This window comes from Luteibacter sp. 9135, from assembly GCF_000745005.1.
Lineage (GTDB): Bacteria > Pseudomonadota > Gammaproteobacteria > Xanthomonadales > Rhodanobacteraceae > Luteibacter.
The window spans coordinates 949,888-975,358 of record NZ_JQNB01000001.1 but is presented as its reverse complement, the minus strand read 5'-3'; the positions used below and the strand labels follow the sequence as shown (position 1 = coordinate 975,358).

The following is a 25,471-nucleotide window of genomic DNA, read 5'->3' as shown; positions in this document are numbered from 1 at the left end:
GGGTGCAATCGATCGGTGCATGCACCTTATTGGTGCAAGTGAGCGGATGTCATGCAGGCGTTTTATGATGCCGGGGCCTGAACCGGATCGCTTCCGACCCCACATCCATTCCGAGGTTTGCCCATGTCCGCCGCTTCCAAAGTGCTGAACCTGATCCAGGACGAGGAAATCGAGTTCGTCGACCTGCGCTTCGCCGACATGCTCGGCAAGCACCACCACGTCACGTTCCCCGCCCATGCCATCGACGAAGGCACCTTCGAAGACGGCAAGATGTTCGACGGCTCGTCGATCGCCGGGTGGAAGGGCATCAACGAATCCGACATGGTGCTGATGCCGGACCCGGAAACGGCCCACCTCGATCCATTCAGCGCGCACAAGCAGCTGATCCTGCATTGCGACGTGCTCGAACCCAGCACCATGCAGGCCTACGGCCGCGACCCGCGCTCGATCGCCAAGCGCGGCGAGGCCTTCCTCAAGTCCACCGGCATCGCCGACACCGCCTTCTTCGGCCCCGAGCCCGAGTTCTTCATCTTCGACTCGGTGCGCTGGCAGAACGACATGGGCCGCGTGTTCTACGAGATCGGCTCGGAAGAAGCGGCCTGGTCGTCGCGCTACAAGTACGACGGCACCAACAGCGGCCACCGTCCGGCCGTCAAGGGTGGCTATTTTCCGGTCAGCCCGGTCGACACCCTGGGTGACCTGCGTGCGGACATGTGCAAGGTGCTGGAATCGCTCGGCCAGGTGGTCGAAGTGCACCACCATGAAGTGGCCAATGCCGGCCAGTGCGAGATCGGCACCCGCTTCAACACCCTGGTGAAGAAGGCCGACGAACTGATGACGATGAAGTACGTCATCAAGAACGTCGCACACCAGCAGGGCAAGACGGTCACCTTCATGCCCAAACCCATCGTCGGCGACAACGGCTCCGGCATGCACGTGCACCAGTCGCTGTCGAAGAACGGCGAAAACCTCTTCGCGGGCGACCTCTACGGCGGCCTGTCGCAGACGGCGCTGTGGTACATCGGCGGCATCTTCAAGCACGCCAAGGCCATCAACGCGTTCGCCAACTCCACGACCAACAGCTACAAGCGACTGGTCCCGGGTTTCGAGGCGCCGGTGATGCTGGCCTACTCGGCGCGCAACCGCTCGGCCTCCTGCCGTATCCCGTACGTGTCCAGCCCGAAGGGCCGCCGCATCGAGATTCGCTTCCCGGATCCCATGCAGTCGGGTTACCTGACCTTCACCGTGCTGATGATGGCCGGTCTCGATGGCATCCTGAACAAGATCGACCCGGGCGCACCGGCCGACAAGGATCTCTACGACCTGCCGCCGGAAGAAGAGAAGAACATCCCGCAGGTGTGCGCCAGCCTCGACGAGGCCCTGGCCGCGCTCGACAAGGATCGTGACTTCCTCAAGGCCGGTGGCGTCTTCACCGACGACTTCATCGACAGCTACATCGCGCTGAAGATGCAGGAAGTGACCCGCTACCGCGCCAGCACCCACCCGCTGGAATTCCAGATGTACTACGCGCTCTGATCGCGTAGCCGTTACATTCCGGAAAGAGGGGCGCTTCGGCGCCCCTCGTCCGTTCTGGCGCGAGGCACATGTCATGAGAACCCTTTCGAACCGCATGCCCATCCTGGCCCTGTCGGCGTTGCTGGCCTTCAGCGGCACCGCGACGGCCGCCGATATCCCGGTGTATCGCTACACCGTCGTGCACACGTATCCGCACGATCCGCAGGCCTTTACCGAAGGGCTGTTCTACGACGGCGGGTTCCTCTACGAAAGCACGGGGGAATACATGGGCTCGGGCGTGCGCAAGGTGCGCCTGGACACCGGCAAGGTGGTGCAGCAGCTGGACACCCCGGCGGGCTACTTCGGCGAAGGCATCATTATCACGGGCGACCGCCTGCTCCAGCTGACCTGGCGTGACGGCGTGGGCTTCATCTACGATCGCAAGACCTTCGCGCCGCTCGGCACGTTCCGCTACCCCGGCGAGGGGTGGGCGTTGACGCGTGACGCGAAGCACCTTTACCTGAGCGACGGCACACCCACCCTGCGCGTGCTCGACCCGGACACGCTGGCACAGACCGGCACCATCGAGGTCACGGCCGATGGCGTGCCCCTGCGCATGATCAACGAGCTGGAATGGGTGAAGGGCGAGATCTTCGCCAACGTCTGGCAGACCGATCGCATCGCGCGTATCGATCCGAAGACCGGCCACGTCACCGGATGGATCGACCTCGGCGGGTTGGTCGACCACAGCCGCATGGCCGACCCGGCCGACGATGTGCTCAACGGCATCGCCTACGATGCTGCGCACGATCGCCTGTTCGTCACCGGCAAGCGGTGGCCGAACGTGTTCGAGATCCGGCTGAAGCGCTGAGGCGCGCGCCTCTTCACTGCCTTTTCGCAAGATTGAGCGGATTCTCAGCCCGCTCGTGCCGTCATGAATAAAGCTCGCCGTGACCCACGGCAGCCTGGGGAGGACATGGTTTGAAGAAGATCGCTATCGGTGCGATGGCGCTGCTCGCCCCTGCGTGGGCCGCTGCCGCCGATCCGACCGCGGCCAGTTACGACTGGCGCAGCAACTGGCCCACGCATGCGGTGCTCGGCGACGGCACGGACATCGGCCTGTCGTTGAAATACCAGTTCGACCTCAATCGCTTCGCACACGACGAGGGGATGTACGAAGACGCCCAGACGAACCGCCGCAAGGAGTTCGGCATCTTCGTGCGCAAGAAGGGCGTCTACGACGCCACGGCAGTGTTCGACTTTCAGTCGCGCACGTGGCTGGACGTGTTCCTGCGCGTGCAGACCAAGGCCGTGCTGGGCGACGACGCCGGCGCCGTACGCGTCGGTTTCATGAAGACGCCGGTGGGATTCGAGGGAAACACCAGCACGGGTACCACCTCGTTCCTCGAACCGTCGTTGCCGATGCAGGCGGTGTACGCGAATCGCCGTATCGGCGTGGACTGGGCGCTGACCCGCAAGCAGTACCTGGTGCAGTTGGGCTACTACCACGGCGGCAACCTGCAGGGCGACCTGGACGGGCGCATGCTGGCCGGGCGCGCCGCCTGGACGCCGCGCAACGCACCGGGCGATGTCGTGCACCTGGGGCTGTCGCTCTCGCGGGAAACCCCCGAAGGCACGACCGACGGCCGTGGGCGCTACACCCCGCCCAACGTACGGTTGCGCGCGCTGCCCGAGGCCGGCTTGATCACGCAGCGCCTGATCGACTCCGGCACGCTCAGCGTGGCCGACCATGTCGATCGGCGCGGTGCCGAAGGCCTGTGGATCGGCGGCCCCTGGTCCGTGCAGGGCGAGTACCTCGACGCTCGCGTCAAACGGGTGGACAAGCCGGCGTACGTCGCGCACGGCTGGTACACGTTCGGCAGCTGGGTCGTGACCGGTGAGTCACGCGCCTACAACGGCGGCAACGTCGGCGACGTGGTGCCCAAGGGACCATGGGGCGCCGTGGAGCTTCTGGTGCGTTACAGCACGCTGGACCTGGACGACGGCCCGGTGATGGGCGGCCGCGAACACGACTGGACGGTCGGCGCCAACTGGTACATCACTCGTTACCTGAAGCTCCAGGGCAACTATGTCCGGGCGACCAGCGACCGGCGCGACCTGCGCATCGACCCGCATATCGTCGAGGTGCGTGCGCAGGTCATGTTCTAGAACGGCGAGGCCGGCTCAGGTCTCGTCGTGCACCGGCGCGGGTGAAGGCGTCGGGGCGGCCACGGGCGCCGGTGCGGTCGCGTTGGGCAGCGGTGCCGGCAGTTCGTCCAGTGGATGCTGGGACGTCGTGTCGCACTCGAGCATGCGCGAGGCATCGGCGGTGATCGTGCCGTCCAGAAGGTAGCGCGCCGCGGCGCGCTCCACGCAGGCCGAGGCGGTGAAGTTGAACAGGCCATGCACCGCCGAACCCTTCGCGATCAGCAAGCGCGCGTTGCCGAAGCGGGCGAGGATGGCCTTTGCCCCGGGCAGCGGCGTGGCCGTGTCCTTTTCCGCCTGGAGCAGGAGGAAGGGCGGTACCTGGGCAAGCGGCCCAAGATCGGGTTGCCGGGCACCCGGGGCGCTCCACCGTCGACACACCAGTTGCTCGAGGATTTCCTCACCGTTGCTGATCAGGTAGGTCGCGGCGTTGCGTTCGGCCATGGCGCGGATCTGTGCATCCGACAGGTACCAGGTGGAGTCGTTACAGGCGACGGCCTGGCGAACGGAATCGCCGTCCTGGCTGATGGCGAACTGCGGCGTGGTTGGTCGGGGCCTCAGGTAGAGGTTGACCAGGACGCCGGCCGCCCAGCGGATGGCCCGATGGGTGTCGGGATCGGGACTGAACGTGGTACGCCGAATGCGCGCCTCGAACTCGCGCATGCCCGAGAGGCCGTCTTGCGTGATCCACGCGGAGAGGTGCAGCGCGGCGGCGAGCCGGTCGGGGTGGTCGAGCACATGGAACCAGGTCTCGCGTGCGCGTGCGGGCAGGTTCTCCACGGCCTCGTTGATCGACAGCGGATCGCCCAGTCCGTAGTGCGATGGGGTATTCAACAGCGGTGCCAGCACCTCGTCGAGGAAAAAGCTGCGACGTGCGTTGAGCGATGCCTCCAGGGCGGTGCGGAAGTCGTGGGTGAAGATCATGCTGGAATCCAGCAGCATGCGACCCGTGTGCGAGGGGTACATCGCCGCATACCATGCGCCCACCTTGCCGCCGTAAGAGATGCCGTAGAAGTTCAGCGTGGCGTCGCCGAGGATACGCCGCACCATGTCCATGTCGTGCACGTGCTGCTCGGTGTTGATATAGCGCGACTCGGGCGCCGCGGTGCACGCGTCGGCCACCGCCTGGGCATCGCCGATGGCCAGCTGCCAGTTGGCGTCGTCCAGGTGCGTGGGCAGGAAGGCATGGCGCGGCGGCAGGCCGGTCACGCACCGAAGTGCCCACCCCGGCGCCAGTCCACGCGGGATCACCGCGACGAGGTCGAAACGCTCGGCAAGCAGTCGCTTGGCTCCGTCGCGCGGATCATCGGCGGCGGTGCGCGACCAGCCCACCGCGATGGACCGGAGCAGCGCGGCGGGGTTGGCGCCCGGGCCCCCCTTGTTGAAGAAGATCGCGCCTTCGCGTCGCGTGGGCGACATGGCGCGAACGCGCACCACCGCGACATCGATCCGCCGTCCATCGGGCGCCACGTGATCCAGGGGCGCACGCAAGGTGCCGCACTGGAGGCGGTCGCCGAGTTCGACGCCACCCGGGCCGACCACCGTTGCCGGGCAGGTCGTCCAGGTGATGCCTCGGGTGGGCACGGAGGGTACAGGGGGCGGCGCGACCACTTGGGCGGTGGAAGGCACGGCGAATGCCGCAAGGAGCCCGGCGTACAGCGCCAGCGAGCGTCGTGGAGTCATCGTGTGCATCCTTGGCACGGAAAGGCCATCCGTGGGGGCTGCACACGTTAGTGAAGCGGCGAGGTGGTCCGTAGCGGACGATGACGCGCCGCGATCAGGGCGAGACCCTTCACCTGCGTAGCGTTTCGTCCCACGAAGGCTTCTTCAACAGCTAAGCGGCTGAGAAACCCCTTACTGCATATGCCAGCCATGCGAGACCAGCAACGACTGCCCGGTGAGCGCGTTCGACCCGAAGCCGGCGAGGAACACTGCCGTGGCGGCGATATCTTCCAGCGTCGTGAATTCGCCATCGACCGTGTCGCGCAGCATGACGTCCCGGATGACGGCGGCCTCATCGATGCCCCGTGCCTTTGCCTGTTCCGGGATCTGTTTCTCGACCAGCGGCGTGCGTACGAAGCCCGGGCAGATCACGTTGGCCCGGATGCCATGCGCGGCACCTTCCTTCGCGATGGTCCGTGCCAGTCCGAGCAGACCATGCTTCGCCGTGACGTAGGGTGCCTTCAACGGCGAGGCCACATGGGAATGGGCCGAGCCCATCAGGAGGATGGAACCGCCCCGGCCGGCCTCGACCATCTGGCGCATGGCGGCACGCGTGGTGAGGAAGGCGCCGTCCAGGTGCACGGCAAGCATCCGCTTCCAGTCCGCGAAGGACAGTTCGGCTAGCGGGGCGATGATCTGCACGCCCGCGTTGCTGACCAGGATGTCGACGGGGCCCATTTCGCGCGACACGCGGGCGAAGCCGTCGTCCACCTGGGCCTCGTCGGTCACGTCCATGCCGATGCCGATCGCACCCGGGGCCATCGCGGCCGCGGCCGCGACGGCCTTGTCCCGCGCGATGTCGGCCACGACCACACGTGCGCCCGCGGCGGCATAGGCGGCGGCGATGGCCTGGCCGATGCCGCTGGCTGCGCCGGTCACCAGGGCGACCTTGCCGGTGAGATCGTGCATCGCTCAGGGGCCGCCGAGCACGAAGGTGGCGGCTTCGCCCTGCTGCGACGACCCAGCGACCCAGACCTGGAAATCGCCCGGCTCGGCCTCGAAGGTGAGACCGTCGCGATGGGTGAAGGCTAGGTCGCGACGGGTGAGTTCGAAACGAACCTCGGCCGACGCGCCCGGGGCGAGGAGGATCTTGCGGAACGCCTTCAGTTCGCGCACCGGCCGCACCCGGCTGGCCACGCGGTCGTGGATGTACAGCTGCACCACTTCTTCGCCCGCCAGCGCGCCGGTGTTGGTGACGGTGGCGGTGACCGCGATGGTTTCGTCCCAGCCGACGGTGGCCTGCACGCGCGGGGCGTCGTAGGCGAACGTGGTGTAGCTGAGCCCATGGCCGAACGGGTACAACGCCTCGAAGGTCACCTCGCGGTAGCGCGCCTTGAACGCCGGCGGCTGGTCGGCCAGCTCGGGGCGGCCTGTCCGCAGGTGGTTGTAGAAGTACGGCTGCTGCCCGGCGTCCTGGGGAAAGCTGACAGGCAGGCGGCCGGACGGGTTGTAAGCGCCGAACACGACGTCGGCGATGGCCGGGCCGGTCTGGCTGCCGAGGAACCAGGTGACCAGGATGGCGTTCGCGTTGCGCACGGCGCCCGTGAGTGCGAGCGCCCGGCCGTTCTTGAGCAGCACGACCACGGGCGTGCCGGTGGCCGCGACGGCTTCGGCCAGCGCCTGCTGCGCCGGCGGCACGACGATCTGCGTACGCGACTGCGCCTCGCCGGAGTAGACCTGCGGCTCACCGATGGCCAGCAGCACGACATCGGCGCGCTTCGCAGCGGCCACGGCGTCGTCGATGCCCCCGTCCAGCGCCTCCTCGATGCCGCTACCGGCCACGACTTCCAGCGCATCACCGGCGGACAGGGCGGCGCGCAGGCCCGCTTCGATGTTGATGTGGCGCGCCTTGTCGCCGAACAGCGTCCAGCAGCCTTCGAGGTTGTCCACGTCGGCACCGAACGGCCCGATCAGGGCGATCTTCTGGCCGGACGTGCGCAGCGGCAGGATGCCGTCGTTCTTCAGCATCACGATGGAACGGCGCGATGCATCGCGCGCCAGCTCGGCATGCGCCGCATTTTTCGAGGTGTCCGCCTCGACGTCGGGGTCGAGCGAACGGTATGGGTTGTCGAGCAGGCCGATGGCGTGCTTCACGGTGAGGACGCGACGTACACCTTCGTCCAACACGTCCATCGGCACGTCGCCGGCGGCGACCAGATCGGGCAGGTGTTCGGCGTAGAAACCGCTCTGCATGCTCATGTCCACGCCGGCGACGAAGGCCAGCCGCGTGGCATCGCGCTCGCCGTCGGCAAAGCCGTGCGCGATCAGTTCCATGTCGGCGGTGTAGTCGGACACCACCAGGCCCGGAAAGCCCCATTCGCCGCGCAGGATATCGGTCATCAGTTCACGATTGGCCGAGGCCGGCACGCCGTTGATGTCGTTGAAGGCGCTCATGAAAGTGAGCGCGCCGGCATCGACGGCGGCCTTGAACGGCGGCAGGTGCACGTCGCGCAATGTCTGCGGCGCGATGTCCACGGCGTTGTATTCCATACCGCCGGCCACGGCGCCGTAGGCGGCGAAATGCTTCGGCGTGGCCAGCAGCGCGTCGTCGGCGGTAAGGTCAGGACCCTGGAAGCCGCGCACGCGCGCGGCAGCGAACGCCGAGCCCAGCACCACGTCCTCGCCGGCGCCTTCGGCCACGCGGCCCCAGCGCTGGTCGCGGGCGATGTCCACGGCGGGCGCGAAGGTCCAGTGGATACCCGCGGCGGTGGCTTCCACCGCCGTGGCCCGCGCGGTGCGCTCGGCCACGTCGGGTTCGAACGTCGACGCCTCGCCCAGCGGAATCGGGAACACGGTGCGCATGCCGTGGATCACGTCGGCGCCCAGCAGCAGCGGGATCCCGAGCCGGCTTTCCTCGACGGCGATCCGCTGCGCCTCGCGACCCTCGGCCGCCCCCACGCCGTTGAATAGGGCACCCACCCGCCCGGCGCGGATCTGCTCGCGGACCTCCGCGGCGCCCAGCGCATTGGCTTCCGGGTTGATGTCCGGCGCGAAGGGGCGCAGGGCATCCGCGAAGCACCCCAACTGGCCCACTTTTTCCTCGACGGTCATGCGGGCAATCAGGTCTTCGATGCGGGGATCACGGTTCATGGTTCGGCCTTGGGGAAGCGATGTGGACGCGCGAGCAGGCGCGTCAGGCGGGCAAGGATACCGGCATCGCGCCACCATGTGGGCACGTAAATACCGTTACATGTAAACGATTACGTCGTTGGGCCGCAAGGTCTCGCCGGTTGCGGAACAGCATTATTAGATCAGCTCGGATCGGCCCGGTTGGCGGGTCTGTCACGGATGACCGGCGTGGGGAACAGGCGCGTCACCGCCTGGTTGAGCGCGGTGGAACCGTAGGGTTTGGCCAGAACCATGCTGCGATCGTCGGCCGGCAGATCCGCGGTTCCCGCATGGCCCGTGGCGAAGATCACGGCCAGCGTCGGCTGCCGTTCGCGCAGTGTCGCGGCCAGATCGATGCCGGACATGCCGGGAAGGCCCACGTCGGTGATCAACAGGTCGGCTTCTGCGTCGTCGAACAGGGCGACGGCGCGGCTGCCGTCGCCCGCCTCGCGCACCTCGTGCCCGCGCAGCTGCAGCATCTCGACCACGGTGCTGCGAACCAGCCAGTCGTCCTCGACGACCACGATGCGCACCGCCCGGGTGGCCGGTGGCGCGGCCGGTGCGGCGACCTGGGCCGCCGGGTCGCCGGCGTTGCGCAGTGCCTGGGCGGAGAGGATCTGGCGCAGCTTCCGGGCCAGGGTTTCGCGCGTGTACGGTTTGCTCAGCAACTCGACGCCGTCGTCCAGGCGGCCCCCGTGCACGATCGAGTTCTCGGTGTACCCCGAGGTGAACAGGACCGCCACGCCGGGCAGCCGTTCCCGCGCCTTGCGCGCCAGCTCCGGGCTTTTCAGGGGGCCGGGCATGACGACATCGGTGAACAGCAGGTCGATCGGGATGCCGCTGTCGACGATCGACAGCGCGCTTTGCGCGTCGCGCGCCTTGAGCACCCGGTAGCCGAGGTCCGCCAGCATGGCCACGACCGTTTCGCGTACCGAGTCGTCGTCCTCCGCGACCAGCACGGTCTCCGTACCGCCGGTCACCGGCCCGGCATCGACATCGACCACGATGTCCTCGGACTGCGTGGTGCGCGGCAGGTACAGTTTCACGGTGGTGCCTTCGCCGGGCTCGCTGTAGACCTTGATGTGGCCGCCGGACTGCTTGACGAAGCCGTACACCATAGACAGGCCCAGGCCCGTCCCGCGTCCTTCCGCCTTGGTGGTGAAGAAGGGCTCGAACACCTTGTCGACGATAGTGGCGTCGATGCCGTGCCCGGTGTCGGTCACCGCCAGCAACACGTACTGGCCCGCCGCCACGTCGGCATCGTCCAGCGCATCGACGTAGCTGGCATCGAGGTAGGCGTTGCCGGCCTCGATGGTGAGCCTGCCCTGGCCATCCATCGCGTCACGCGCGTTGATCGCCAGGTTCAGAAGCGCGTTCTCCACGTTGCCTGGATCGATCAGCGTGTTCCACAACCCGCCCGCGACGATCGTCTCCACCTCGATGGCCTCGCCAAGGGTGCGGCGCAGCAGCTCGTCCATGTCGCGGATGAAGCGCCCTACGTTCACCACCTTGGGCGCCAGCGGCTGACGCCGGCCGAACGCGAGCAGTTGCGAGGCCAGCTTGGAACCGCGCGCGACGCCGGCCAGGGCATGCCGGACACGGCGCTCCGCGCGCTCGTTGCCGCCGATGTCCTCGGCCAGCAGTTGCAGGTTGCCGCTGATCACCTGCAGCAGGTTGTTGAAGTCGTGCGCCACGCCACCGGTGAGGTTGCCGATCGCCTCCATCTTCTGGCTCTGGCGCAGCGCGTCCTGGGTCCGCAGCAACTCGGCGCTGCGCTCGGCAACGCGATCCTGCAGCGTGGCCGCGAAGGTGGCCAACTCGTTCTCGGCGCGCTTGCGCGCGGTGATGTCCATGACGATACCGATGAACCGGCGACGCGCCTGCCCGGCATGGGTGATCACCTCGCCGCGACGGGCGATCCAGCGCACCTCCCCCGTGAGCGGGTCGACGCGACGGTATTCGGTGTACTCCAGGGGATTGGCACGCTCCAGCCGCTGCGGCGCCGCCGCATGGAGGTCGTCAGGATGGAGCAGGCGGCTCAGCATGGCGTCGGTGACCGGTCCCTCGTCGGGCAGGCCCCAGATGCGCCGGTACTGGTCGGAGACCTCCAGCCGGCCGGTTTCCGGGAACCACTCGAACGAGCCCACGCCACCGGCCTGCTGGGCGATGCGCAGGCGTTCCTCGACCTCGACCCGCCGCGTCGTTTCCTTCAGCACGGCCAGTACGGCCACGGGTATGCCGGCGGGGTCGACCACGGGGCTGAAGTCGATGTGCATCCACACATCCTCCGGCTCGCCGGACCGGTTAAGCACGACGTGCCGGTCGCGGTAGGCAAGCGTCCGTCCGGCCATTACCTCGCCGAGGACGTTCCGGTGGAAGTCGGCCAGTTCCGGCCAGGCCTCTACGACGGGCCGGCCCAGTACCTCGGGGTGTCGCATGCCGGCGATGGCCCGGTAGGCGTCGTTGTAGAAGAACACGCCGTCGGGGCCATGGAACAGCGACATGGGGGCATCGGCGCGCAGCATCGTGGCAAGCGCGTGCTGGGTCGCGGCCGCCCAGCTGGCGGGCTCTCCCAGGCCGGTCGAGGACGGGTCCAGGTCGCGAATCATCCGTCCCAGTTCACGGTCGGGAGGAAGGAACCAGACGGGATCGGTCGGCGGAACGGCCATGGGACGAGGCCTCGAGGAGGTGGCGGGACGACGCGGGATGGTAGCGCACACGACAGCCATCGCTTCGGCGAGATGTGTAAGCACTTACCAATATGTTTTTTCGGCAAAATGGTTAAAGCCAACGGACAGGTATCAGGGTGCCGCACCACAACACGAAGTTGCCGCGTTAGTCTTCCGTTGACCACCGCAGGAAGTCGTTTCATGTCCGCGCCACCCAGACATCCTGTGATCGCCATGCGCGATGTGGAAAAAGTATTTCGCGCCGACGGTATCGAGAACCACGTCCTGACGGGGATCCACCTCGAGGTGCGGCACGGGGAGTTCCTGGCCATCGCCGGTCCCTCCGGATGCGGCAAGACCACCCTGCTTTCGCTCATGGGCCTGCTGGATGTCGCGACCGGGGGAGACGTCGCGTTCGAGGGCGTCCAGGTCAATGGTCTGGGTCGACAGGCGCGAGCGCGTCTGCGCAACGAGCGCATCGGTTACGTGTTCCAGGCGTTCAACCTCATCGGCGACCTCGATGTCCTCGACAACGTCGCCTTGCCGTTGACCTACCGCGCAGGCGTGGGTCGTCAGGAGCGCCGCAAGCGGGTGATGGAAGCGCTGGACGATGTCGGCATGACCCATCGTATGCACCACTTCCCCTCGCAGCTGTCCGGGGGACAGCAGCAACAGGTAGCCGTGGCCCGGGCGCTGGCCGGCGACCCGGCGATCCTGCTCGCCGACGAACCGACCGGCAGCCTCGACCTGGCCGGTGCCGAACGAATCATGGCCCTGCTGCGACGCCTGCATGCCGAGGGACGGACGATCTGCATGGTGACGCATGAGGAGCGCTACCGTTGGGCGGCGGATCGCACGGTGCGTCTGCTGGACGGCCGCGTGGTGGACGAGAGCAGCTACGCGCAGTGGCAGCGTGAGGCCGCGTCGGGCTTCGACGACCGCGGGTTCGTGGAGCGATTCACGTGAGCGGATGGGCCGGGGCTTGCGTGCATGCGTGGGTCGCGATGCTCCGGCGTCCGTGGTTCTTCCTGCTGGCTGCATCGACGCTTGCCATGGGGATTGCCACCCTGTCGGCGGCGCTGACCCTGGTCGATGCGCTGCTCTGGCGGTCGCTCCCTTTCGTGGACAGCGACCGGGTGGTCCTGTACGGCGCACGCTACCGCGACGATCCCACCCCGATCGCATCGCCGCGGTATGTCGCGGCGATGGGTGATCTGCCACAGATGGCCTCGCGCGGGGCGACGCGCCTGCCGCGGGCAATGAACGTCGTGTGTACCGACCGGCGCTGGCTGCTCCAGGGCCAGGGGGTGGATGCCGGCTTTCTGACCACCCTGGGTGTCGTACCCCACCGCGGGCGGAACCTCACCCACGAATACGGCGCCATGGTGTCCTATGCGTTCTGGCGGCAACGGCTAGGGGGGCGGGACGACGTGCTGGGACACGTGCTCACGGTCGAGGGCCACCGCCTGCCCATCATCGGCGTCTTGCCGAAGGGGTACCGCTTCCTGACGGACGTCGATGTGGTGGTGCCGCTGGGCATCGCGGGGGCCGACGACGACACCGCCGAGAACCTGATCCCGGCGGCGCGGCTCGCACCCGGGGTCGACCCGCGGGCGGTGTCGGCTATGGTGGCCGCCTATGCCCGCGAAAGGGCAGGACGACCGGGCATAGATACGGGTAGCGGGGCCGATTTCGGCGCCACCCCGCTGGACCATGCGCTGACCTGGCAGGCGCGGCCGCCGCTGCTGGGCATGCTGGGCGCCGCCCTGGTCGTGCTGGCGATCGCCGGCATAAACCTCTCCAACCTCATGCTGGGTCGTGGCCTGGCGCGGTCACGCGATACCGCCGTTCGCGTGGCGCTGGGCGCCCACGCGCTCACGCCTTGGTCGATAGCCGTGGCCATCGGCTTGTTGGCGGCCGCGTTCGGCGTGCCGCTGGGCGACCTCGTCGTGGACATGTTCCGTGACGTGGTGCCCGATGCCTGGCGCAGCACCTCGCTCCCGATCGACTCATCCGCTACGGTGCGCTGGCTCACGGGCGGCGCGGACGCCGTCATCGTCGTCCTGTCAGCGACCTCGGCGTCCGTGCACGACCGGATCGACGATCTGCTGCGCGAGCGTGTCGCGGTGGCGGGCAGCCACAGACCCGGGCGCATGGCCCGTGGTGCCCGCAGTACCATGGTGCTCGTACAGGCCGCGATGGCCAGCGCGTTGCTGGTCTTCGGCGTGGCTGCGCTGGCGCATAGCACGCGGCTGGAGAAGATCGCGCCCGGGTTCGACCCGAAAGGCGCGTTCTTCGCACCGCTGCAACCGGACGTGGCGTCGTATCCCGGAAGCACCGATGTGTCGGACCTGTTCGACGCCCTGCGCCAGGGTGCGATGAGCGCCTCGGGGGAAGAGCCGATGGGCTTTACCAACCTGCTGCCGCTCGGTGATGGGCTGGTGATGCCGTTCCTGGATACCGCCGGACATCGGCATTTCGTCCGCTACGCCGTCATGACGCCGGGCGCCGCCGAGGCGATGGGACTGAAGCGGCTCGCCGGGCGGGGCCTCGGTGCGGGCGACCACGCCGGCGCACCGCCGGTGGCCTGGGTCAACCGTGCCTTCGAGCATCTCATGGGCGGCGGACTGGGCGATGTGGCCCGGTCCGACTCGCGCCTCGCCGTCATGCCGCCCCTGCAGATCGTCGGCGTCGTGGCCGACACGCGCGTCCCGGGCCCGGACGAACGCGCCGTCGCCACGATCTTCGTGCCGCTGGCACAGGTCGATGCGACCGTGTTCGCCTTTATCCGCAGGATCATGCCGATGTACGCCGTGTGGCGGCATCCGGTCGGGGCGCCCGATACCGCCTTCGAACGGCGACTGCGTACGGTGGCGCCGGATCTGGCGGCCGGCGACACCCGTCAGCTCGGCGACATGGCGCGCGCGGTGACCGCCGCTGCACGCCGGAACGCGGCGCTGTTGTGCACGCTGTCGCTCGCGGCGCTGTTCCTCGCCGGCGTGGGCCAATATTCGAGCCAGTCGGTCGACATGGCCGGGCGCCGCCGCGAAATCGCACTGCAGGTGGCGCTCGGCGCACGCGGGACCGACCTGGCGCAGGGCGTGGTGGCGCGCTACCTGTTCGTCGCCTGTGTCGGTGCGCTCGCCGGTGTGTCGGTCGTCATGCTGGCACAGCCGTACCTACGGGTCGCCGATATCGATACCAGCGTGGTGTCCCTGGCCCTGTTTGTCTTTCTCGCCGCGTCGCTGGCGGCCGCGGCGCCGTCGGCGTGGCGCGCCGTCACCATGGAACCGCTCGCCGCGCTACGCGGCGGCTGAGGAGAACGTGACCATGTCCGGACATCTTGCCGAGCCGTCGCTGCCGGTTCTGATCGTCGACGACCATCCGGATATCCGCCTGTCGCTGCGCATCCTGATGCGCTCGGAAGGCATTGCCTCGGTAGACGTCGAGTCGCCCGCGGCCGCGTGCGAGGCCGCGGCCAGGCAGACCTTCGCCTGTGCGATCGTCGATCTGAACTACGCGGCGGATACCACCTCAGGGCTCGAAGGCATGGCCTTGATCGAACGCCTGCGCCACGACGTCCCCGACCTGCCGTTGGTGGTGATGACGGCCTGGGGCAGCGTCGACCTCGCCGTGCGCGCCATGCGGCTCGGCGCGGCGGATTTCATCGAGAAACCCTGGAACAACGCGCGCATGGTGCATACGGTGCGCTCGCAGATCGCCTTGCGACAGATGCGCGAGGAGAACCTGCGGCTACGTACGGAAACCGCGCTGGCGCGGCAATCCGCGGACGTCATGCGCGTCTGTGAATCCTCGGCGATGCGTCGCGTCGTGGAATTGGCATCCCGCATCGCCAGCGGCGACGCCAATGTTTTGGTGCTGGGCGAGAACGGAAGCGGCAAGTCGCTGCTCGCCCGCGAGATCCACGCGCTGTCACCCCGCGCACGGCACCCGCTCATCCGCGCCGACATGGCCAGCATGTCGGAAGCACGCTTTGCCGGTGAGATGTTCGGCGACGAGTTGCCGTCTCCCCGCCCCGGCCGCTTCGAACTGGCGCACGGGGGCAGCCTGATCATGGAGGAGGTGGGAGCGATCCCCCTCGCGCAACAGGCCACATTGCTGCGCGTGCTGGAGGAGGGTGAGTTCGAGCGCGGCGATTCCGTGCGGACGAGGCGAGCCGACGTGAGGGTCATTTCCACCAGCAACGCCGATATGGAGGCCGCCATCCGTGCCCACCGGTTCAGGCGCGATCTTCTGTATCGCCTTAACGCGATGCAGATCCGGCTGCCGTCCCTGCGCGAACGCGTGGAGGACATCGTGCCGCTGGCGCGTCATTTCCTGTTGCGCGAGTGCGTCCGGCGCGGCCGGGGCGGCATGGCGCTGACGCCATCGGCCGAGCGGGCCCTGCGCAATTATCCCTGGCCCGGCAACGTGCGTGAACTGGAACACGTCGTCGCGCGCGCCGTGCTCCTCGGCTCGCACGACGACATCGACGCGGAGGTGCTGGGCTTGTTGCCACCGGAACCCCTGCCGCTCCTGCTCGACCGGCTGACCTTGCCCGAAGCGGAGGAAATGCTCACCCGCCAGGCGCTGGAGCGCTACGACAACAATCTGCAGCGTGCCGCCGATGCGCTGGGTATATCGCGACAGTCGCTTTATCGACGCCTCGAAAAGCACCGAGCCAGGGGCGGGTTCGACCCGGCGGCGTGACAAAGCCACCCTCCGGTAGCCCCCGGCGCCCGTGGATACGCGGATCGGCGCGCTTGCGCCTGGTCGCGCCATGGTGCCTTGGCGCCGTCGCGCCGCTGGCCGCCGCAGGTGGGCTACTCGTCGGTACCGGCCTGCCGCCCGTGTGGCGCGTGGTCGTCTTCGTCGGCGGCCTGAGCACGACCTTGGTCCTTATGGGAGTGCTCGGCTGGCACATGATCCACGCGTGGCGCACGCTGGAAGCGTTGCTTGCCGCGCTGCGCGCCGGCGACTACAGCAGCCGGGCGCGCCTGCCCTCGGTGCACCATCCGCTGCGCGGCCTGGTCGCGGACATCAACATACTTTCGGACACGCTCCGTGAAGGCCGGCGCAAGCGCACCGAAAGCCTGCGATTCCTCGGCAAGACGCTGACCACCTTGCAGGACCCGCTGTTCGTGGTGGACCGCGACAACCGCCTGGTGATGATCAATGCCGCGGCGCGTGCGCTGGTCGGGGCGGTGAACGACAGCGTCATCGGCCGCGACATCGCATCGCTAGGGCTCGGCCCCGTGGTGGCCGCGGGGGAAAACACGATCTTCTCCTGGGACTTCGCCACGCGCAGTGGTCGCTGGATCGTGCGTCGCGCCCTCTGGTACAGCGAGGGCCACGAGAACACCATGTTCATGATGCACGACGTCAGCGTCGCGCTGGGCGAGGAGGAGCGCGACGCATGGCAGCGCCTGATCCGCGTGCTCAGCCACGAGCTGAACAACTCGCTCGCACCCATCGGCTCGCTGGCCGGCAGCCTGTCCGCGCTACTGGCGGACGAGGGCGGCAAGGCGGTGGAAGGCGAGTTGCGCCAGGGCCTGGAAGTGATCGGTCGTCGCTCCGCGTCGCTGGCACGATTCCTCGCCGGCTACGGACGCCTGGCGCGCCTTCCGCCGTTGCGTCCGCGGCCGTTTCGTCTCGACCTGGCGCTGCGGCGTCTCGCCATGCTGGAGCACCGGATGGACATTGCCCTGGTCGGCACGGCGCGGGTCATCCTCATCGGCGACGAAGACCAGCTCGACCAGGCATTCATCAACCTGCTGCGCAATGCCGTGGAATCAGCCGAACCGATGGGCGGCGCCGTACGCGTCGACTGGGCGGTGACGGGTCCGCAGGTGCGTATCACCATCGAGGATGAGGGAGTGGGCCTGCCCGGGCGTGCCTCGCTGTTCGTGCCGTTCTTCACCACCAAACCCACCGGTTCCGGCATCGGGCTCAGCCTTACGCGGCTCATCGTGGAAGCGCACGCCGGTAACGTCGACCTGCGCAACCGCGAAGGTGGCCGCGGCGCGCTGGCCATCGTCCATCTCCCCCTCTGCGAGCCGGAAAACGGCGTCCGTATACGGACGGAAACGTCCGCTTCCGGACACGCGGCCTGACCGGTTTCGTGCGGATCCCGACGATACCTGCGCCCATGTGCCGATTGTCGCCTCCCTGACGTGTTTTTTCGTTGTGGCAACGGAGTGGCACGCCTAGATTGCCGGTGCGCCGCCCCTGCCGACAGAGGCCAGGCGCCTTTCCATCGGCCAGGAGAACCACATGGACCACGTACTGAGATTGCAGTTGCTCGCCGCCGAACCGGGCGTCGCGGGGGAAGCCGACACACCCACCAGCTCGTGCAGCTGGGGTGCATGCTCGTTTGCCAATGCGGACGGTTTCGACGGTCACTAGGTTTCCCGTCCGCGTCGCGGTGCGCGCCCCGTGAAGGGACGCGCACACGGCCGACCGGGGACGAAGGCACGCGGGGCGACGTCCGGGTCGTCGCGCGTGCCGGGTTTTTTCATGCACCAGCTTTCATGCGTGAGGTCAAGGAGCGCCATGCCCGCCGAACGACGTACGGAACTGCTTTATTACACCGCCGTGGATCGCGACTTCTTCGAGATCCATGGCAGCCGACCCATCGACGAGCGCGACTTCGTCGAACCGGTGCGCCGTGCGGTACCGTCCGACTGGCGCATGCACCGCTCCGGTGTATGGATGCACTGCCTGCCCCCCGACGCGCCGTTGCCCATGCAGGGCTGGAAGATCCACATCTCCTCGGTGGTATCCACGGCCGCGATCGTGCTGTCGATCACGGCCGCGACGCTGGCGGCGATGGGCGTGGCGTTCAAGTTCGCGGTGGATGCACGCATGCACGCCTCCATGAACGGCAAGCGGTGGCCGCGCGGCGCGTCGGGAAAGTTCATCACGGTCTATCCCCGCGACCCGAAGGCTTTCCGCGAGTTGCTGGACGAACTGCAGGCGGTACTTGTCGGCTTCGTCGGCCCGTACATTCTCAGCGACCGCCGTTGCCCGGGGTCCAGCGTCGTGCATTACCGTTTCGGCGGCATTCGCGGCGAGCACGTGGTCTCGGCCGGCGGGCAGCGCGATTATTTCCTGCGTGGCCCCCACGGCGAACGCGAGCCCGACATTCGTGCGGCCTACGTCAACCTGCCCGACTGGGTACGCGACCCCTTTCCAGCGGACGTGCCGGCAGCGGGATCGCCCGCGCTGCGCCTGCATGGAGGACGCCACGAGATACGCAGTGCCCTCGCGTTCTCGTCCGCCGGCGGTGTCTACCTCGCCACCGATCGCGATTCGGGACGGCGCGTGGTGATCAAGGAAGCTCGTCCCCATGTCGGTGGCGTGCAATCGGCAACCTCGTTGCTGCGAAAGGAATACCGTCTGTTGCGCCGGCTGGCCGCGCTCGGTGTCACCCCCGCCCCCGTGGAATATTTCCTGGAATGGGAGCACCACTATCTGGTCGAGGAACACATCGAGGGCCAGACCCTTCGCCGCTGGCTGGCGGCGCGCTATCCATGGCTGAAGACACGCGCCACGCGCGCCGACGTCGCGTGCTTCCTGCACGAGGTGTGCGATGTCTTCACCCGCATCGCGCTGGCGCTGGAGACGATTCACGCCGCGCGCATCACGTTGGGGGACTTCTCGTTCCACAACATCATGGTTCAGGACGATGGGCGGGTACGTATCATCGACCTGGAAGCGGCGGTGGAGGACGGGATGGACCGGCCCACGGGGCTGTGTACGCCGGGGTTCGCTTCGCGCGTACCGCGCCGCGCTCGCCACGAGGAGGCCTGCGCCGAGGATCGCCACGCCTTCGGCGCCAACCTGTTCGCGGCGCTGATGCCGGTCAACGCGATGTTGCCGCTGGATCCGGAGGCCGCCCCCCGCTTCGCCCGATGGCTTTGTGACGGCATGGGCTATCCGGACGCCCTTTTCGACGCCGTCGCCACGCTGATGGACGGTGAACCGTCCGCGCGTCCGTCACCGGTGCTCATCATGCAGCGCCTGGATGCGATGCTGGCCGGACTGCCGACCGACGAGCAGCCGGTGCCGTATCTGCGCGGCGCGGTCGTGCCGGTGGACCATGCCGCCGGCGACCTATTCGGCTACATCGAAGCATGCGCGGCACAGGCCCGGCCGGATCGCTACGTGCCAGCCGATCCCCAGGTCTTCGAACGTCACCCCTGGGGCGTGGCTTACGGCGCGGCCGGTATCCTGCATGCCTACCAGCGCAGCGGCCGTCCCGCGCCAGCCGGCTTGCTCGACTACATCGTGGCGGGAGCGCTCAGCGGCGGCGACCGCGGCAGCGACCTCATGCATGGCGACGCGGGAATCGCCTGGGTCCTGTTCGATGCGGGCGAGCGTGAGTTGGGCATGCGGCTGCTGCGCGCATCCGCCGTTGACGGACCCATCCGTGAACAGCCGGGGCTGCACGATGGCCTGGCGGGATGGGGCCTGGCGCGCATTGCTGCGTGGCGAAAAACGCGGGAGGCCACGTTCCTGGCCGACGCCGTCGCCGCGGGCGAGGCGCTGCTGGCTTCCGGACCGGCCGTTGGCGGCAAGCGGTCGTGGCACGCCGACGGTGCCTACCAGCCCGTGGGTCTGGGGCAGGGTGCCGCGGGCATCGCGCTGTTCCTACTGCATCTCTTCCTCGCCACGGACGACGGCCGCTATCGGGAGGCCGGATGCGAAGCCCTGGCTTTCGATCTCGACCACTACGGCCGCAACGCCGATGGTGAACGCACGTGGCGCCGTGAGGTCGGCGGCGTGGCATTGCTGCCCTACCTGCGGCACGGCACCGCTGGCGTACTGGCCGTCGTGGCGCGGTTCTTCATCGCGACCGGCGAGGAGACGTACCGTGACATCCTGCTGGCCGGCGAGCACGACCTCATGCGCGGGCATGCGATGTCACCCGGCCTCGCCGACGGCCTGGCGGGCATCGGCGAAACCCTGCTGGACCTGGCCAGGGCGCTGCCCGACCGGGCCGCGCACTACCTCGGCCAGGCGCACCGCATCGCCGCCGGCATCGAGCCCTTCCTGGTCCGCCGGCCCGGCGGGCTCGTGGTCCCGGGCACCGAACTGCTGCGCTTCAGCTGCGACCTGGCCACGGGCAACGCCGGCGTGGCCGCCTTCTTCGATCGCCTGTGGCACGGCGGGCCGGCGTCGTTCATGCTCGACGAGCACCTGCCGGTCAGGACGACGCATGGGGAACCGGCTGTTGCCTAGAGACGAAACTTTGCCTCCATCAGGTAGGTCCGTGACGGGTAGGGGTAATACACGTAGTAGCGGCGATCGGTGAGGTTGTCCACGCCCACGCCAAGGTTCACCTGTTTACTGGCCTGCCATTGCAGCTTGGCGTCGAAGGTCAGGAATTCGCTGGCGCCGCCGAAGGTGTCGGGGCGGATGTCGCTGTGGTCCAGCGTGTTGTACTGGCGCCCCGAGTACCGCCCGGCCAGGGTCAGCGCCACCGCTTCGGACGCGTGCCAGGTGGCCACCAGGTTGGCGCGCCAGCGGGGTATCCGATAGAACTGCTTGCCTTCCGAGGCCGGGTTGCGCCGGTTGCGCACGGTGGTGGCCTGCGTATAGGCCGCGTTCGCGGTCAGGTCCAGCGTGTCCCACACCACGCCACGTCCGTCGTAGCTGGCCTCGGCGCTGCGCGTACGCACGAGGTCGACGTTCTGCACGTTGGTGACATTGGGAAACACCGTGGTGTCGGTCTGGCTGAACAGCGCGTTGCGGGTGTCGCTCCGGTACAGCGTGAAGCGGGCCACGCCATGCGCCTGGTACCACTCCGCGGAGAGCTCGCGCGAAAGGTCGTTCTCCGGCTTGAGGTTCGGATCGTTGTTGGTGAACGCGATGCCGTTGAAGCTGCCCTGGAACAGTTCGTTGACCGTGGGAAAGCGATAGGCGCGTGCGCCGGACACGCGCAGCAGAAGGCTGTCGCTGGCCGCATAGGACAGCGACAGCTTGGGCGAGGTATGCGACTCGTCGCGTTCCGGGTAGGTCACGGCGGCCGCCGAGCTCGCGCGCTGCCCGCCGAAGGCCCGCCACTGTTCGTAGCGAGCGCCGCCGGTGAGGCGCCAGCGCTCGTCCAGCTGCCAGGCATCCTGCACGTACACCGCCTGTGTCTGCGTGCTGCCGCCGTTGCCGGCCGTCTGCGTGCCGGCGTCGCCGCGGCGCCAGGCGGACAACAGGTAGCTGGCGTTGTCCAGTCGATAGCCGTCGAAGTGATAGCCGAAGCTCACCGTATGCGTGTTGTCCGCCAGGCTGTCCGGCGTGTGGCTGGCGCGCAGGTCGAACGTGCGCCACCGGCTGCCGTCACCGGCGGTGAGCAGGCCGCTGCCGTCGTAGGTCACGGCATCGGCCACGCGGTCTCGGTTGCGGTCCATGTCGAAGTACGACGCGTTGCCCTCGATGTTCCAGCCGCTATCGCGATGCGTGCCGAGCGAGGCGCCGTAAAGATAATTTCGGCTCTGCCGTGTGCTCGGCGCGAAGAAGTTCGCTGGCAGCGTGTATGCCCGGCCGCCGATGCTCACCGGACCCGACCACACCGGCTGGCCGGCGCCATCGCGCAGGAAGGTCGCCGTGCGGTGGGACAGTTCCTGGTTCCAGTAGCCGGCGGTGATGCCACCGGTCAGCTCGGGCGTGAAGTCGTAGGTAAGGCGCAGGTGCGCCTCGTCCTGGCGGGTCGCTTCCTGGCCTTCGCTGTTGATGCCGAGCACCTCGCGCGGCAGGCCGTTGGTGCCGGTGTCGGCGATGGCGCCCGTCACGGGCTGGGCACCGCCCGGGCGGGTCGACTGGTTCTGCGTGGCATAGACCAGCGGCTGACCGTTGGATTGCAGGTGCGCCACGCCGATGAGGAAGGCGAAACGACCCGAGCGGTCGCCCAGGGTGGCGCTCTGCCGGCTTCCACCGTAGTTGCGGTCCACGCCGTAGGTATCCACATGCTGGGTAAAGGCCTGCACCTCGCCGGTGACCTCCAGCCGTTCGGGCATGCGCGTGGTCATCAGCACCGTGGCACCGATGGCATTGCCGGGATACAGCGCGGAATACGCGCCGTAGATCACCTCGACGCGCGCCAGATTCTCGGGGAACGCCATGGACCAGCGCGGCGGATTGCCCCAGCTGTTGCCGAGCAGGTTGGACAGCAGCAGGCCGTCGAGGTAGACCAGCCCGCGCGCGCTCTGCTGGTTGCTGGTACCGCGCACCGAGAAGGTGGCGTTCTCGTCGCCTATGAACCGCTTGCGGATGCCGAACGACGGCAGGTACTTCAGCGCGTCCTCGGTGTTGACCACGTTGAGGCGATCCAGTTTCGCCGCCTCCAGGGTTTCCACGGCCGAAGGCATGTCGGGGTCGACCCGCGAGCCGTGGCTGGCCGCGGAAACGCGCACTTCGCGCAAGGTAGTGGTCTGCGGCGCATCGGGCGTCGCGGGAGTGTCGGCCGCATGGGCGGACCACGCGGTGGCGCCGAGGGCGCAGGCAACGGCGCGCGCGATCGCGCGCCCGTGGAATGAAGGCAGCAGCATGGGAGGTCCGTGGGTCGGTGGCATGGGTCGCGTGGAAAGGAGCGATCAGGCGTAAGTGGGGACCGGTGGACCTCGGGGTGGAGCATGGAAGCGAGCGGGGGAGGCGATATCGTGCGGATGGGGCACGAGTGGATCGATGTGCGCCGCGACATGCGCCACGCTACCGATGAAGAAACTGCCGCCGAGCGCCGGCACCTGCGCGAACAGGGTGCAATAACCGCAGGCGCCATCGGCGTCGGCGTCGCGGTGTTCGGCCCCGCCGTCGTGGTGCGCGGCAGGCGTGGCGTCGCACCAAGCGCCCAGGTCGGGGAAGGCGAAGGCCGGTAGCGTGCGCGAGACCGTGGGCGCGAGCACGGTGAACCAGACGGCGACGATCGCCATCCAGCCCAGCCAACGCCTTCGACCCTGCCCTCGACGCACCGCGGCGCTCCCTTCGAATCGACCCTGGATAAGGGTCCAGGGATGATGTCACGGCTGGAGGTGAAAATACCGTGGCGCGTTGTCGCTGTGCCTGCCACGACAGGGAATTCAAGGCGGCGTGTTCCTCACGTTTTCCTGTCGCGGCCTCGGTCATCGTGCGCTCCCCCACCGAGGATGCCTATATGCCCGATCTCCGCTACGACTCCGCCTCGCCCGTCCGCGAGGGTTCACCGTTTCCGCGCGGAGCGACCTGGGATGGCAACGGCACCAATTTCGCGCTGTTCACCGCCCACGGCACCCGTGTGGAAGTGTGCTTCTACGACGAGGCCGGCAACGAGACGGGCCGGATCGACCTGCCCGAGTACACCGACGAGGTGTGGCACGGTTACGTTCCCGGCGTCGGTCCGGGCCAGTTGTACGGTTACCGCGTGCACGGTCCGTACGAGCCGCAGAACGGCCACCGGTTCAATCCGAACAAGCTGCTGCTCGATCCGTACGCGAAGCACATCGTCGGTGAGCTGACCTGGGCCGACGAACTCTACGGTTACACGGTGGGCCACCCCGATGGTGACCTCAGCTTCGACGAGCGCGACAGCGCGCCATTCATGCCCAAGGCGATGGTGGTGGACACCTCGTACAAGTGGATCGAGCATGGCAAGCCGTCGGTGCCCTGGAACCGCACGGTGATCCAGGAGACCCATGTCCGCGGCTACACCATGGGTCACCCGGCCGTGCCGGAAAACCTTCGCGGCACGTTTGCCGGCCTGGCCACGCCCGAGGTGATCGACTACGTGCGCGGCCTCGGCGTCACCTCGGTCGAGTTGCTGCCCGTGCATGCGTACCTCGACGACCAGCACCTGCTCGAACAGGGCCTGCGCAACTACTGGGGCTACAACACCATCGGCTTTTTCGCGCTGAAGACGCGCTACCTGTCCAGCGGCGACCCGCGCGAGTTCAAGGACATGGTGGCGGCGTATCACCGCGCCGGGCTGGAGGTGATCCTGGATGTGGTCTACAACCACACCGCCGAAGGCAACGAGATGGGGCCGACGCTGTCGTTCAAGGGCATCGACAATGCCAGCTACTATCGCCTCGCCGAAGACAAGCGCTATTACATCAACGACACCGGAACCGGCAACACGGTGAACCTCAGCCATGCGCGCGTGCTGCAGATGGTGACCGACTCGCTGCGCTACTGGACGACGGAGATGAACGTCGACGGCTTCCGCTTCGACCTCGCCACCATCCTTGGCCGCGAGCCCTACGGCTTCGACGAGAACGGCGGTTTCCTCGACGCCTGCACGCAGGACCCGGTGCTCAACCAGACCAAGATGATCGCCGAGCCGTGGGATTGCGGCCCCGGCGGCTATCAGGTGGGCGAGTTCCCGCCGGGCTGGGTGGAATGGAACGACAAGTTCCGAGATACGGTGCGCGCGTTCTGGATCGGCGAGGAAGGCAAGCTGGCGGAATTTGCCCGTCGCTTTACCGGCTCCGCCGACCTGTTCGACAAGCGCGGTCGCCGTCCTTATGCGTCGCTCAACTTCATCACGGCGCACGACGGCTTCACCCTGCGCGACCTGCTCAGCTACAACGGCAAGCACAACGATGCCAACGGCGAAGACAACCGCGACGGCTCGGATAACAACCACTCGTTCAACCATGGTGCCGAAGGCCCGACGGACGACGCGGGCATTCTCGCCGTGCGCCAGCGACAGTCGCGCAACCTGCTGGCCACGCTGCTGCTGGCCCAGGGCACGCCGATGCTGCTGTCCGGCGACGAGCGCGGCAACACGCAGGACGGCAACAACAACGTCTACGGCCAGGACAACCCGCTCAGCTGGATCGACTGGGAAAACGATCCGTCCGACGATGGACTGGCGCAGTCGGTACGCGAGTTGCTGGCCCTGCGCGAGCGCTACCCCATCCTGCGCCGTGGCCGCTTCCTCAATGGACGCTACGACGAGGAATCGGGTATCCGCGATATCGTCTGGCTCAATCCCGGCGGTGGCGAAATGCAGCAGGAACACTGGGACGATCCGCGGGCCCGATCCATCGGCGTGCTGCTGGACGGCCGTAGCCAGGCGTCCGGCGTGCGCGAACACGCGGCTGACCAGACCGTGCTGATCCTGATCAACGCTTTCGACGGCGGCGTGGAGTTCGCACTGCCGGAGGGTCGCTGGAGCGTTGCCTTCTCCAGCGACGAAGAGCTCGCCGTGGACACCGTGGCGGAGGACGGCAAACTGATCGCGTCACCGCGCAGCTTCGTGGTACTGGCCGCGGGGTAAGCAC

Annotated in this window: 16 protein-coding genes; 10 read left to right on the top strand and 6 right to left on the bottom strand. The window is 67.9% G+C overall.

What is annotated here, in order from left to right:
• The first annotated feature begins 123 nt into the window (after window positions 1-123).
• From glnA to FA89_RS04315, 3 genes are all read left to right on the top strand, one after another.
• Window positions 124-1,536 carry a type I glutamate--ammonia ligase gene (gene glnA / locus FA89_RS04325; RefSeq protein WP_036138536.1) on the top strand — a complete coding sequence of 471 codons (1,413 nt, stop codon included), beginning with the start codon at window positions 124-126 and terminating at the stop codon, window positions 1,534-1,536.
• A gap of 73 nt (window positions 1,537-1,609) precedes the next feature.
• Window positions 1,610-2,386 (top strand): glutaminyl-peptide cyclotransferase, encoded by a 777-nt coding sequence (locus FA89_RS04320; RefSeq protein ID WP_081916341.1) that lies wholly within the window; start codon window positions 1,610-1,612, stop codon window positions 2,384-2,386.
• A gap of 134 nt (window positions 2,387-2,520) precedes the next feature.
• Window positions 2,521-3,684, top strand: coding sequence for a porin (locus FA89_RS04315; protein WP_036143651.1), 1,164 nt, complete (start codon window positions 2,521-2,523; stop codon window positions 3,682-3,684).
• Between the two features lie 15 nt (window positions 3,685-3,699).
• On the opposite strand, the gene FA89_RS04310 is transcribed toward FA89_RS04315, so the two are convergent.
• The 4 genes from FA89_RS04310 to FA89_RS04295 form a co-directional block, all read right to left on the bottom strand.
• Window positions 3,700-5,403, bottom strand: coding sequence for an alpha/beta fold hydrolase (locus FA89_RS04310; protein WP_036138532.1), 1,704 nt, complete (start codon window positions 5,401-5,403; stop codon window positions 3,700-3,702).
• 171 nt (window positions 5,404-5,574) lie between these two features.
• Window positions 5,575-6,351, bottom strand: coding sequence for a 3-hydroxybutyrate dehydrogenase (locus FA89_RS04305; RefSeq protein ID WP_036138529.1), 777 nt, complete (start codon window positions 6,349-6,351; stop codon window positions 5,575-5,577).
• A gap of 3 nt (window positions 6,352-6,354) precedes the next feature.
• Window positions 6,355-8,532, bottom strand: coding sequence for a glycoside hydrolase family 3 N-terminal domain-containing protein (locus FA89_RS04300; RefSeq protein WP_036138526.1), 2,178 nt, complete (start codon window positions 8,530-8,532; stop codon window positions 6,355-6,357).
• 161 nt (window positions 8,533-8,693) lie between these two features.
• Window positions 8,694-11,219 (bottom strand): hybrid sensor histidine kinase/response regulator, encoded by a 2,526-nt coding sequence (locus tag FA89_RS04295; protein ID WP_051938522.1) that lies wholly within the window; start codon window positions 11,217-11,219, stop codon window positions 8,694-8,696.
• 201 nt (window positions 11,220-11,420) lie between these two features.
• Between FA89_RS04295 and FA89_RS04290 the strand changes: the two genes are divergently transcribed.
• The 6 genes from FA89_RS04290 to lanKC all read left to right on the top strand — a co-directional run bounded on the left by FA89_RS04290 (window position 11,421) and on the right by lanKC (window position 20,462).
• Complete coding sequence (locus FA89_RS04290) at window positions 11,421-12,185, top strand: ABC transporter ATP-binding protein (RefSeq protein WP_051938521.1); 765 nt, start codon at window positions 11,421-11,423, stop codon at window positions 12,183-12,185.
• Window positions 12,186-12,205: 20 nt separating this feature from the next.
• The gene (locus FA89_RS04285; RefSeq protein WP_185754222.1) at window positions 12,206-14,536 is read left to right on the top strand and encodes an ABC transporter permease; all 2,331 of its coding nucleotides are present in this window, start codon (window positions 12,206-12,208) and stop codon (window positions 14,534-14,536) included.
• A 13-nt stretch (window positions 14,537-14,549) separates the two neighbouring features.
• The gene (locus FA89_RS04280; protein ID WP_036138524.1) at window positions 14,550-15,929 is read left to right on the top strand and encodes a sigma-54-dependent transcriptional regulator; all 1,380 of its coding nucleotides are present in this window, start codon (window positions 14,550-14,552) and stop codon (window positions 15,927-15,929) included.
• Window positions 15,930-15,982: 53 nt separating this feature from the next.
• Window positions 15,983-17,332: a sensor histidine kinase gene (locus FA89_RS04275; protein ID WP_051938520.1), complete on the top strand. Its 1,350-nt coding sequence runs from the start codon at window positions 15,983-15,985 to the stop codon at window positions 17,330-17,332.
• Window positions 17,333-17,492: 160 nt separating this feature from the next.
• On the top strand, window positions 17,493-17,624 hold the full coding sequence (locus tag FA89_RS20770) for a hypothetical protein (protein ID WP_255349631.1): 132 nt from the start codon (window positions 17,493-17,495) through the stop codon (window positions 17,622-17,624).
• A 147-nt stretch (window positions 17,625-17,771) separates the two neighbouring features.
• Window positions 17,772-20,462 carry a class III lanthionine synthetase LanKC gene (lanKC, locus tag FA89_RS04270; RefSeq protein WP_036138522.1) on the top strand — a complete coding sequence of 897 codons (2,691 nt, stop codon included), beginning with the start codon at window positions 17,772-17,774 and terminating at the stop codon, window positions 20,460-20,462.
• On the opposite strand, the gene FA89_RS04265 is transcribed toward lanKC, so the two are convergent.
• Window positions 20,459-22,762 (bottom strand): TonB-dependent receptor, encoded by a 2,304-nt coding sequence (locus tag FA89_RS04265; RefSeq protein WP_081916337.1) that lies wholly within the window; start codon window positions 22,760-22,762, stop codon window positions 20,459-20,461. The genes lanKC and FA89_RS04265 overlap by 4 nt on opposite strands.
• Window positions 22,763-22,807: 45 nt before the next feature.
• Window positions 22,808-23,143, bottom strand: coding sequence for a DUF2946 family protein (locus tag FA89_RS04260; RefSeq protein ID WP_036138520.1), 336 nt, complete (start codon window positions 23,141-23,143; stop codon window positions 22,808-22,810).
• 194 nt (window positions 23,144-23,337) lie between these two features.
• Here FA89_RS04260 and glgX point away from each other — a divergent pair, with 194 nt between their 5' ends.
• The gene (glgX, locus tag FA89_RS04255; protein ID WP_441295032.1) at window positions 23,338-25,467 is read left to right on the top strand and encodes a glycogen debranching protein GlgX; all 2,130 of its coding nucleotides are present in this window, start codon (window positions 23,338-23,340) and stop codon (window positions 25,465-25,467) included.
• Window positions 25,468-25,471: the final 4 nt, after the last annotated feature.